At 44.5% G+C, this 12,576-nt stretch carries 9 protein-coding genes; 2 read left to right on the forward strand and 7 right to left on the reverse strand.

The window, feature by feature from the left end:
* Positions 1-197 precede the first annotated feature (197 nt).
* Positions 198-1,514, forward strand: a complete 1,317-nt coding sequence (locus D0S45_18225; GenBank protein ID TIH12378.1) for a M23 family metallopeptidase — start codon at positions 198-200, stop codon at positions 1,512-1,514.
* A gap of 61 nt (positions 1,515-1,575) precedes the next feature.
* Here the strand turns inward: D0S45_18225 and D0S45_18230 are convergent, their stop codons facing one another.
* From D0S45_18230 to D0S45_18250, 5 genes are all read right to left on the reverse strand, one after another.
* Positions 1,576-2,706: a YibE/F family protein gene (locus tag D0S45_18230; protein TIH12379.1), complete on the reverse strand. Its 1,131-nt coding sequence runs from the start codon at positions 2,704-2,706 to the stop codon at positions 1,576-1,578.
* Positions 2,707-2,783: 77 nt separating this feature from the next.
* On the reverse strand, positions 2,784-4,337 hold the full coding sequence (locus D0S45_18235; protein ID TIH12380.1) for an alkaline phosphatase: 1,554 nt from the start codon (positions 4,335-4,337) through the stop codon (positions 2,784-2,786).
* 534 nt (positions 4,338-4,871) lie between these two features.
* Positions 4,872-5,669 (reverse strand): ABC transporter ATP-binding protein, encoded by a 798-nt coding sequence (locus D0S45_18240; GenBank protein TIH12381.1) that lies wholly within the window; start codon positions 5,667-5,669, stop codon positions 4,872-4,874.
* Positions 5,670-5,671: 2 nt separating this feature from the next.
* Positions 5,672-6,754 (reverse strand): iron ABC transporter permease, encoded by a 1,083-nt coding sequence (locus D0S45_18245; GenBank protein ID TIH12382.1) that lies wholly within the window; start codon positions 6,752-6,754, stop codon positions 5,672-5,674.
* A gap of 5 nt (positions 6,755-6,759) precedes the next feature.
* Positions 6,760-7,860, reverse strand: coding sequence for an iron ABC transporter substrate-binding protein (locus D0S45_18250; protein TIH12401.1), 1,101 nt, complete (start codon positions 7,858-7,860; stop codon positions 6,760-6,762).
* 441 nt (positions 7,861-8,301) lie between these two features.
* Here D0S45_18250 and D0S45_18255 point away from each other — a divergent pair, with 441 nt between their 5' ends.
* On the forward strand, positions 8,302-8,592 hold the full coding sequence (locus tag D0S45_18255) for a hypothetical protein (protein TIH12383.1): 291 nt from the start codon (positions 8,302-8,304) through the stop codon (positions 8,590-8,592).
* On the opposite strand, the gene D0S45_18260 is transcribed toward D0S45_18255, so the two are convergent.
* Positions 8,582-9,730, reverse strand: a complete 1,149-nt coding sequence (locus tag D0S45_18260; GenBank protein TIH12402.1) for a class A beta-lactamase-related serine hydrolase — start codon at positions 9,728-9,730, stop codon at positions 8,582-8,584. The two genes, D0S45_18255 and D0S45_18260, sit on opposite strands and share 11 nt — an antisense overlap.
* A 98-nt stretch (positions 9,731-9,828) precedes the next feature.
* Positions 9,829-12,282, reverse strand: a complete 2,454-nt coding sequence (locus D0S45_18265) for an endopeptidase La (GenBank protein TIH12384.1) — start codon at positions 12,280-12,282, stop codon at positions 9,829-9,831.
* Between the last annotated feature and the right edge of the window lie 294 nt (positions 12,283-12,576).

The raw sequence follows: 12,576 nt of genomic DNA on the forward strand, positions 1-12,576 counted from the left end.
AATACACACTCCAGCATTTTTCGTCAACAATATCTGATACAAAATTGACACATGTATAGATAAAACAAATACCACTTATAGATCGTTCTTTTTGTGACAATGTTGTCTGTTGAACCCTATACCCTTTTAGGGTTAAGGTGGCTTGATTACAAACAATGTACGAATCTCGATTCACACGAACAATTTAAGGATTTATAATGGCTAAAAAGAAAAGTCGCATCGGACAAATCATTCTACTGATAATTCTTGTCGGAGTTATCGGAACCGGGGCGTACCTGCTCTACAAAGATACCACATCTCCTCAAGCCGCACTGACACCGGATAAAGGATTTATCACTTTCGAGACACCAATTAATGTAAATATCAGTGACACACAGTCCGGCCTTAAGGCTGTTAAAATTGTATTATCACAAGGTGAAAAAAAACTGACACTCACCGAAAAAACTCTTCCTAAAGGCAGTTTTGATTACAATGAAGATATTCTGATCAAGAAAAAACAAATTAAGGAAGGTCCTTTTGAACTGGCTGTCTGGGCTGTAGATACATCCCTTGCCGGATTCGGCAGCGGCAACGCGGTAATAGCCCGTGGTAACTACACACTCGATACCATTGCTCCTAAAATTACCGTCCAAACAACTACTCATAATATGAATCAGGGCGGGTGTGGCCTATTGATTTACAACATCAACGAAACTCCGGCTAAAACCGGCGTGCAGGTAAATGAAGATTTCTTTCCGGGCCACAAACAGCCGGACGGAACATATGCCTGCCTTTTTGCTATGCCCTACTACACCGAAAAAAAAGATTTCAATCCGGTGTTGATTGCTGAAGATAAAGCAGGGAACGTACGCAAAGGATCATTCTGGTACCATGCTAACGGTAAAAAATACCGTCATGACCGGATTAACATTTCCGACCGTTTCCTGAACACCAAGATGCCCCAGTTCGAAGGCGACTTCCCCGGTCTGCCCAGTCAGGTTCAACTTTTCCTGAAGGTAAACCGCGAACTGCGCAAGAAGAACAGAGCTGAACTTCATCGTGTGGCTGAAGAAACATCACCCACTTTCCTTTTTGAAGGAAAGTTCAAGCGTCTGCCCAATGCCGCCACCCGTGCCGGATTCGGTGATAAACGCAGCTATTACTATGCCGGAAAGGTCATCGACAAACAGACTCATCTAGGTATCGACCTTGCCAGCACCCGCCAAGCTCCTATCCCTGCGGCAAACAACGGTCGCGTGGTGCTTGCTGAATCCGATTTCGGCATCTACGGCAATGCGGTCATAATTGACCATGGTCTCGGTTTGCAAAGCCTCTACTCTCATTTGAGCCAGATTGATGTGGAACCCGGTGATATGGTCGCCAAGGGACAGGTCATCGGTAAAACAGGAGCCACAGGCATGGCTGGTGGTGATCATCTGCATTACGGAGTCATCTGCGCCGGTATCCCTGTTAACCCTGTTGAATGGTGGGACGGACGCTGGATTAAAAACAACATCAGCAGTAAATTGAAATAAATAAAATTTATTTTATACTGAAAAACTAAAAAATCCCGGACAATTAATTGTCCGGGATTTTTTAGTTAGAAGACTTTTTAACTTCGTTAAATCTGCATAAAATAAACCCAGCCAATATTGCCGTTATGGGAGCCACCAAAACCAGCCCCACGCTACCTACCAGCGTGCGGAAAATCTCCGCTGCCACCAGCTTGAAATTAAGCATGCGTGTAAACGATGTCTCTTTGGTAACAAAGAGCATGAGCATAGTTAGATAACCTCCGGAATAAGCCAGCAGCAAGGTCGTGGTCATAGTTCCCGTGACCATGCGCCCCACGTTGAAACCTGATGCAATCAATTCATTGCGGGTGATATCCGGTTTCTTATCCAAAACCTCATTCATAGACGCCGCAACATCCATGGCAATATCCATGGCCGCACCGGACGCTCCGAGAATTACCGAAGCATAAAAAATATCGAGCAGATCGAGTGTGTAATGCCCAGAGAAGATCAACATAGTGGCAAAAGGCGCGGTCATGCCTGCCAGTTTAAGCTTTTCCCCGAAAAAGAGGGTCAAGGTCAGAGCCAGCAACAAACCACAGAGAGTGCCCATTGTAGCCACTACTGTGACCCGCGAGAATCCGGCCACACAAGTTATAATCACTACTGTAAGCAAAGTGAGGGTGATAACGGTTAACAGAATAGGATTCCCGCCGCTGAGCAGGCCCGGAATAAAAAATTTCCAAATAATATAAAAACTGGTGATAAAGCTAAACAAAGCTTTAAGACCGATTGAACGGGCATAAATCAGCAGGATGACGACAAATAAACCAAACAGTGCCAGCTCCCAGCCCTGACGAAACTGGTTCACAGCGCGTGCTTCAACAGCTTTGCCGTCATTAATACGGACCGCCATGAGGATTGTGTCTCCGGGATGGAAAATTTCGTCCATTTCCGGCTGTCCGGTCAATTGGTTAGGCCCGGTTACAGTCTGTCCTTTGGCTTCCCCCTCCTGCAAAATGGCAGTGACATGCTGCCCGCCGATACGGGCTGTACCCATCTCAACAAGGGCTTCATTATTCACTGCGGTAACAGTAGCACGCAACTCGTGCATGCCGGTATTCAGGTCAGGACCGGAATTCTCAGACTGCAACAATCCGATAAGACCGACGATCATCAGGATAAAAAAAATCGGAGATATAAACCTTTTCATGGAGACCTCATAATATGGAAAAAGGCCCCCGCAAAAGCGGGGACCCTATCAAAAACAGATTCTCTCAACTAATATGATTACTTGTTGTAAGGAATCTTGGCATATTTTTCCTGAGGACCGTAGGTTTTACCCAGCAGAGCCTTGGAATCGTTGTGCTTGATGTCAGAAAGTTCAACTTCCATGACTTCAGCCATACGGTTGGGGATATCGGTGTTATCGATGAAGCCATTAAACTTCTCAGCACCTACACCGATGGAGGTTGCAGGAATGAATGTTCCGGTGTGAACAAAAGAAGTCCAGGAGATACGTGATCTCTGGGAGATCAAGTCGGTTACGGCAACCATGGTCGGGGTGTAAGCATAACCGTAGTTGGTCTGCTTGTCCGCGGGCAGGTGCTGGTTTTTGTCCTGAACATCCATTGCGTCAGCAAGGATTTTATCTTCAGCAGGAGTACGATCGGTCAGGCCCCACTGTTTTTCAACGTAAGTGATGAAAGCAGCGTGACGTTTTTTAAGGTCGGACTCTTTTTTAGCCAGTTTATTGTAGAATTTATCGAGATTGTCTTCAGCGGAAACATGAACTTTTTCGAGTTCTTTAAGGTTAAGGAAATAACCTTTGGAGTCCATGGAGATACCCAGAGCAACACCACCGGTTTCGTGGTCGGCAGCTGTTACGATGAGGGTTTCTTCAGGGTGCTTCTTATAGAATTCGTATGCAACGGCAACAGCTTCATCCATGGCGATGGTGTCCAGAATGGTGGACTTGGGATCGTGAGCGTGAGCTGCGTGGTCAATACGTCCGCCTTCAACCATCAGGAAGAAAGGCTTTTCCTGAGCGTCCAGAGACTGAACAGCTTTTTCAGTCAGTTCACAAAGGGAAGGAAGCTTGTTTTCCTTGAGCTTGCTGTTACGGCGTTCAACTTCATAAGGAAGGTGGCTGTAGGTCAGAGCAGCAAAAACCTTTTCGCCTTTCTTGGGCTTGTAAGCACGGAAAGCATCGCGGGTGGAATCACCAACGAAGGTCTTGTAGCCCTGATCTGCAAACATTTTAACAACATCAATGTCGTCTTTACGCTTGGATTTCAGACCCTGAGCATTGTCCTTTGCAACGTACTGACGGTAGCCGCCGCCTGCAAAGAAATCAAAGCCGGAATCAGCCTGATCAACAGCGATTTCATTTGCTGCGTTACGATCAGGGTTGTGAGCGGAGAAAGAAGCAGGAGTAGCATGGGTCAGACGAGTGGAGGTAACAATACCTACAGCGTAACCTTTGTCTTTGGCTGCTTCAGCAATGGTCTTAACATCAGTTCCATCGGGCAGTTTGCCGATATAACCATTGGTGGTTTTGTAACCACAAGCCAGAGCGGTTCCGCCTGCTGCGGAGTCGGTGATCAGGGTATTATCAGAATAAGTGGCAACCAGTGCAGACTGGGGAAAAGTATTCATGACCAGCTTAGCGTCGGAGTCATTCTTTTCCATTTTGTTGTACAGCTCAGCAGCCATACGCTGTGTGGGTCCAAGACCGTCACCAATGAAGTAAAATACATACTTGGGCGCACCGGCAAATGCGGTAGCCGCAACCATTGCCAGACAGACTGCCAGAACCAAAGGGCGAACAATCCTTTTTAACATAATCACATTCCTTACCGTTTCGAGTTATGCCTCATGCCGAAAACCGGACATGAAAGCTGTAATGCTCGCTTCACGCAAATAAACAGCATCACTCCATACCGCATATCCACGGAAGTTCACAATGCAACATTGCATACAGGTAATTACGAAGTCAGGCAGGATCAGCCCGCATCTTATGTGATCCTCCGTCTCCAAATTGGAGACCTTCAAAACCCATAGCAACAACACAATATTTTTGCTATTTGCAAAAATTTTCCCAACTTTTAAAGTGTTTGTAAGTATTGTCAATGGGTGTTTTTCGAAAACATATTAAGAAAAAGTCGTAACACAATTGTAACAATTTGGAATTGAACTAAAAATCATGAAAAAATAATAAATAAAAATTGAATTTATTTTTACCTTAAAAAGCTCATTTCGTTTTGCTTTAAGTAAATTTTGATCATTTATGAAAACAAAAACAAATCATCACCAACAAAATCATACTTTTTATGACACAACTCTTCAGTTACGAAATAGATTGTTTTAGTGATATTGTTATAAATCTATAAACCCTTCTCCTGATGAACACACATGCCGGGGCAAAACCATTTTTGCTGACTCAAACTCATGGACTCTGCAAACGTCTTCGTAAATTTCATCAAGAACATTATTACATAATATATCTGCTGGCTTACCGTGAGCCACAAATCGTTGTGGTCCCAAAACAACTACATTGTCACAGAACCAGAGTACATGGTTGGGATCATGTGTGCATGCAATTATAGTCGTTCCATTGTCAGCAATTTGTCTAAGTATATTCAAAATTTTTAATTGGTTGCTGAAATCAAGTGCTGATGTCGGCTCATCAAGAAAGAGTAAAGGAGTTTCCTGCGCAACCGCCCGAGCAATAAGTACCATCTGACGCTGTCCACCACTGAGACGGCTATAAGGCTGATCTGCAAGTTCGGTAATCCCGATCAGCTTCATCGCATCCAATGCCTTGCGCTTATGCACATTTGAAACACCAAAAAAACCGGAGATATGAGGAGTTCGTCCCATAAGTACAACATCTTTCACAAGATAAGGGAACGGCGGCTTATGCTCCTGCGGCACATAGGAAACCATTTTAGCCATGGAGCGTATAGATTCTTTGCCCACATCCCGACCATCAATAAGAACCCTGCCGGAACTGCTCTTTAAAAATTTCAGACAACACTTAAAAAGAGTGGTCTTCCCGCATCCGTTAGGTCCAAACAGCCCGCAGACCTCACCCCTTGGAACATTGAAACTTATGTCTTCCAGCACCTTGTAACCGTTATCATATTCAAAAGATAAATTTTCCACTTTCAGCATCATTACCCTCCGAAGGCTGTCTTACCTTTACTTCTCAAAAGATAAATTAAATAAGGTGCTCCTAGTATTGATGCAACGATCCCTACCGGTATTTCTGATGTTGTCAGATTTCGGGCTAAAGTATCGCAAAGTACCAGATACATGCTCCCCATGATTGCTGCCGTAGGAAGCATAAATCTGTGGTCAGGGCCAAGCACCATTCTAGCTGCATGCGGCATCATCAAACCAACCCAGGCAATAATTCCGACCACAGAAACTGAAAGCGCGGTCATGAGGGTGGCCAGCATAATAAAAATCGACTTATATAACTCCGGGTTGATCCCCAGTGTGCGGGCTTCCTCATCACCCATGGAAAGAATATTCAGTTTCCAGCTCATTGTCAGAAGCAGGAAAGTTATTCCCAGAACAACCGGAAGTACCAGCTCAACATCTTTCCAGACAGCATAATAAAAACCGCCCATCAGCCAAAATACAATCTCCCGCAAGGCTGCATCTGCGGCGAGATATTTCAGAATAGAAAGCATGGCTGAAAATAAAGCACCGACAATAACCCCGGCCAAGATCAAGGTAACGATGGGTATTTCACCGCGAACCCTGGCCAAGCCATAAGCACCGAAGACAGCTACGAGAGAGAAAACAAATGCAGACAACTGCAAAGAGAATAAAAAAGTGGGTAAAACTATCGCTAAAGCTGCACCGAATGCAGCACCTGAAGAAGCACCAAGAATATATGGCTCTACCAGCGGATTTTTAAAACACCCCTGAAAAACTCCACCGGAAACCGCCAAAGCAGCGCCCACACCTGTGGCCAATAAAATACGGGGCATTCGAATATCCCAGACCACGGTATTATGGAGCTTATTGATGGCTGACACATCGCCGCCCGGAGTGAGGTGAGCTGTCAGCACAGCAAGTACATCTTTAAACTCCAGCCCAAACGGGCCGATGACCGTAGCCCCGACAATTGCCAACAGCAGACAGACAAATAAAAGACCGACAATTATGCCCTTCCTCCGCTCCTCAAAATCACAAACGGCGGGAGAAACACTCCCGCCATCTGCAACTACAGAATATGAATCTGCCATATACTCTACCAACCCTCTTCTACGGTCCAGTCGAGCCACTGGGTTGAGCGCAAGCCCTTGGCAGTTGAATCATCTACCCCATAAACATTCTTATAGAAATCAAGAACCCATTCATTAATCTTAATATCCTTAAAAAGATCGGGGTGGCAGGCTTTGGCCATAATCATTATTTCAATCGGATATTCAATACGCTTGGCACAATTGCAGGGAGTCCACGGCAAAGCCACAACCCTGCGGTTTTTCACAGCCTTCAAACTGGAAAGTCTTGTGTAATACGGAGCTGTATAAAGTTCTTTGGGCGGATGATAGCCCCAAGCAGTAGGAAGAATAATTACATCCGGGTCCATGGCAAATACCTGCTCAGTATTAACTACGGAAAAACTGCCGCCTCCGGTGTAAGCATTTCTGGCTTTAGCTATATTTTCAAGGAAATATGATTCAATTGTCTCCTTACCATGTGTTGTCCCTGCACCCCCTTCGCCTCGGGCTTTAGGACTGAGACCAAATAACAGAACTGAAGGTCTCTGTTCCTCGGTGATTGCAGCAGTTCTGCTACGTACCATATCCACAATACTTTCCAGATAACGAGACAACTTCATTGCCTCTTTTTGTTTTCCGAAAACCTCACCCACAACCCGGATCTCTTCACTGATATTTTTAATATCCGGAGAACAGAAAGCAGGAGGACCGTTAAGCACAACCAGCGGAATACCTAAAGCTTCAATCATCTGGATATGCCTTTGCAACGCTTCACTTTTGTTCTTGGAAGTCTTTGAATAACAAGAACCAACCCGCAGAAAAATAAGGTCAGGCTGAAGCTTTGCCATCTCTTCAAAATTTATGGATTTACCATAGGTAGACATATACGGGATCTCGCGCATCCACGGATTCAAATAACTAACCGGATTGGTCCCGTTCATGTAGGTATATTCTTCACCTGAAATAGTAGGATAAGAATATTTGAAAATTTTAACAGGACAATGCGAACCAAGAGCAATAATACGGTCTTGAACACCCAGCACGGTCATAACACCGGCACTGAAACCGTCATCTAAAGTTATAACCCGACGTGGATTATCTGGAATCTCAACCAGTTTCCCCCGCATATCTGTCACAGTTTTGGTTCCTGCCTCTCCCCTGCAAGGCATACAGAAAATCAACACGGTAAAAGCAAAAACGAAATATTTAACCAGCACTGCTTTTGAAAATTTATCTCCGAGTCCCATCAACAACTCCTATTTTAGTTACCGAAACATATTACATATCCGAATTCAGTAACACTGCTACATCGCATAAAAATATGTGTCAACTGACCCAAGTTAAATACCCTACCTTCTGGCCTATCCTAAAAAAATGGAGACTTCTGCCTACCAATGAAGATATTCCAATCTCCCCAGCCCAAAAACAATCGATTATTTTTCCCACTCTGTTTAAAATAGAACAACGTTATCCGCCTGAATTTATGAAACTCAGGACAGTTGGTCCGTAATTTGTAACCAAATAACACTGAGAGGGGATAAATTTCAGGATAAAAGGAAAGGTGGAGAATGTGGAAATCAATCGTCGTAACAACAGCCCTGATGTTATTCGGAATGGTTAACGCACATGCAGCTGATTTTGGTTATTTAGAGAAATCGAAGCAAGCAAAACCACAAAATATTACAGCAGTAGAAAATGAAATGTCTTTCAGCGACATAATTACCGGATTGAATATCAGTGATGAGATGAGTACAAGCCTTATTTTTGGGCTGGACAGTGCAGACGTCCCTGCACATGACGGACCTGACGGGCAACCTTCAACATTTGGATTGGGGCTAGGGTTCAGCTTCAGCTTTTAGACTTATTAAAAAGAGCCGACCTTTCAACAAGCTGCCAAAAAACAGACTCAGCAGTTGCTTTGCGCCCTCCTCCCTCAGCCTGACCATTGGTCAGGATAACAAAAAAATAACCATTGTACCTGTAAGCCACTGCCGTATATATTCCAGCGAAATTCCCATTATGACCAACTGCTTCATACTTATTCATCATCCCAAGGCCATAAGAAATATTTTGAGTTATCGGCTGAAAATCCATCTGCTCTGCAAAAAGAGACTTATCAATACCATATCCATTTAAATAAGCCTTACTCCATTTCATCATATCCGAAACAGTTGAAACTCCATTTCCCGAACACCATGCCCAAGAAGGGTTAATCAACAAACTAAAGTCCTTAATTTTATCAGTTTGAGGATTAAAGTCATGTCCATGTGCATACGGCTCAGAAATATTAGCACTTTTAACTGGAAACGATGTGGACTTAAGTTTCAGCGGAGCAAGGATACGTTTATAAACCTGATCTTCAAAACTATCCCCGGTCAATTTTTCAACAATCAATCCCAGCAAAACATAATTTGAGTTGTTGTATTCAAATTTTCTTCCTGAACGATGATAAACCTCATTACCGAAACTCAATAAATGTTCAGGAGTCCAATGCATCCACGGTCTTTCCCGGAATAATTTCAGGAACTGGGCATCTTCGGTGAAATTTTTAAGGCTACTCCTCATCTGCAATAAATGACGGACAGTAATATGCTTATCCCTCGAAACAATTCCCGGCAAAATATTATACACTTCTGTATCAAGCTGGACCTTGCCTTCACTGGCAAGCATCAGCACCACTGATGCAACAAAAGTCTTGGTAATACTGCCAATACGGAATTTCAAATTCCTGCTCATGGGTTTACGGCTACCGATCTGACGCACTCCGGCCTTATAATACCAGACCCCGCCGTCAGGGCTTTCAACCATCATCACCGCTCCGGGAATGTTCAGTTCCTTAACGGATTGCTGCAATATCCGATTTAAATCATTATGCCCCGCAGCCTCGGAACAGATATAGATCATAAAGACAAAAAGAATCACAAAAAAAGGCGCAAGTCCCCATCGGCTCAAACTTTCATACAAATTCTTCCTGTTTATTTTATAGCGACTATCCATATTTATCCATACCATGAAATGCAGCACACTTGAACGATATAAAAAAAAGGATGCCCTGAAACAGAGCATCCTTTTAATCTTTTTTTATGGGATCTAATTTAGTGCGACTGGGCCTGATATTCTTCCTTGATCAGGTTGAGTGCAATGGGAGAAGCACTATCCCGACCACGAAACAATTCTTCAGCGGAAAGGCTGTCCAAGGCACAACTGAGCACTTCGTCCATATTCTCAACCGGAATAATTTCAAGATCCTTGAGAATTGCCTCCGGCACATCCTTAAGATCCTTTTTGTTATCGATAGGAATAAGTACGGTCTTAGAAAGACCCCGATGAGCTGCCAGTAGCTTTTCACGAAGTCCACCGATAGGCAGAACCCGTCCACGCAGGGTAATTTCTCCGGTCATGGCCAGATCATGGCGTACCGGAACATTCAAGAAAGCGGAAGCAATAGCCGTACACAGGGTAATCCCGGCAGAAGGTCCATCCTTGGGAGTAGCTCCCTCAGGCACATGAACATGGATATCGATCTTCTCATGAAAGTTCGACTTCAGCCCGAACAGGTCGGAACGTGACCGAATATATGAAAGCGCAGCCTGAGCAGATTCCTGCATAACATCACCGAGCTTACCGGTAATAACCACTTTCCCCTTACCGGGCATGAGCACAACTTCCACCATGAGCATTTCGCCGCCCACCTGAGTGTAAGCAAGGCCTGTGGAAACACCTACCAGCGACTTCTCTTCACTGGCTCCGTGGCGGAACTTAAAGACTCCAAGAATCTTACTCAAATTCGCGGTAGTAACATGAACACTCTTACTCTTATCTTCGGATTCAACAATCTTCATTGCCGTCTTTCTACAGACTTTAGCAAGCTCACGCTCAAGATTACGGACACCGGCCTCGCGGGTATAAGTTCGGATAATTTCAGTCATAGCATTATCAGAAATAGCAAGGTTGTCTTCCGTGAGACCGTGCTCCCCTACCTGCTTGGGCAACAGAAAATCCTTGGCAATATGTAACTTCTCAGTTTCGAGATAACCGGGAAGCTTGATAATCTCCATTCTATCCTGCAAAGGCAGAGGGATTGAATGCAGGTCATTTGCAGTAGTGATAAAAAAGACCTTGGAGAGATCGTAATCAAGATCAAGGTAATGATCATTGAAAGTTCCGTTCTGTTCCGGATCAAGCACTTCAAGAAGAGCCGCAGAAGGATCACCTCTGAAATCGGTACTCATCTTATCCACTTCATCAAGACAGATAACCGGGTTGCTGTATTCGCAACGTCTCAGGGACTGTATAATTTTACCCGGAAGCGCGCCCACATAGGTGCGGCGGTGCCCCCTGATCTCAGCCTCATCACGAACTCCACCCAGCGAGAGACGCACAAATTCGCGACCCATGGCCCGGGCGATTGAACGGGCAATAGAGGTTTTACCTACACCGGGAGGGCCTGCAAAACAAAGAATGGGGCCTTTAATGGTCTCAACCAGAGACTGCACGGCCATGTATTCAAGGATGCGCTCCTTGGGTTTTTCAAGACCGTAATGGTCTTCATCGAGAATCTTGCGGGATTCAGCTATATTGAGCTTGGTTTTCTTATATATGTTCCATGGAAGTTCCATAATCCAGTCCACATAATTGCGGACAACGGTGTACTCAGCAGAGGAAGGAGCCATCTGGCGCAGCTTCTTGATTTCCTTGCGGACCCGTTCTCTGGACTCATCATCCATATTCTTTTCATTGAGCTGCTCTTCAAGTTCATGGGCTTCAGCCTGAGGATCATCCTCCCGGCCCATTTCCTTATTGATAGCCTTGAGCTGCTCGTTGAGATAGTACTCACGCTGGTTCTTTTCCATCTGCCCTTTGACGCGGTTCTTGACCCGCTTTTCAATGGACACGATTTCAATTTCACCAAGCAGGAGTTCGTAAACCGCTTCCAACCTTTCAATAGGATCAACCATTTCAAGAATTGTTTGCTTCTTGAGAAACTCTACCTTGAGATGAGGCATGATTGAATCAGCCAGTTTTCCGGCGACTCGGATAGTTGATATGGCCAGAATGGTCTCAGGAGCAATCTTCTTGTTCACCTTACCGAACTTTTCAAGAGCTTCGTGAACAGAACGAACCAGAGCCTCGGTGGTATGCTCTTCAGCGGGCAGATCGTCCACCCTATCAAGATTTACCAGCGGAAAATTCTCACCGAAAACAACCTCGTCAGATTCAGGATTCCAGCGGGCACGGTACATCCCTTCAAAGAGCACTTTGATAGTGCCGTCCGGGAGCCTGAGCATCTGCAAGATCTTGCTGACTGTCCCAACCCGGAATAGATCTTCCGGCTCGGGTTTTTCTTTTTCGGGAAACTCCTGAGTGACCAGAAAGATTTTCTTATCATAATCGGCAATAGCCTCTTCAATCGCCTTGATTGAAGATTCACGACCAACAAAAAGAGGCACTATGGAACGCGGGAACATTACAACTTCCCGCAGTGACATCATCGGAAGAATATTTTGTTCAGCGGACTCATTGCCACCTTCTAAAACTGTGGACGACATGTATCCTCCTGCTTTTAACCCGGAAACGTCTTTAAACCAAACGAGAACAAACACTACGTCCGCTCACAGGATGGACACCTAATCAGGTAAAAAAGTTATTTTAGCACGTCGGTTAAATGAATAACCGTAACGATTAAATTTCAAAAAAAGATAAAACTGATAACTCTACAGAAACATGTAATAATACCTGCATTCGTTTTGTCAAACTACAAACTGATATTAATTACATTATATATAAGAATAAGCCGCTGCCGGAAACCACAATACCTATCGGAGTATATTCGGAATTAATTA

It is taken from the genome of Marinifilum sp. JC120 (assembly GCA_004923195.1).
Classification (GTDB): Bacteria; Desulfobacterota; Desulfovibrionia; order Desulfovibrionales; family Desulfovibrionaceae; genus Maridesulfovibrio.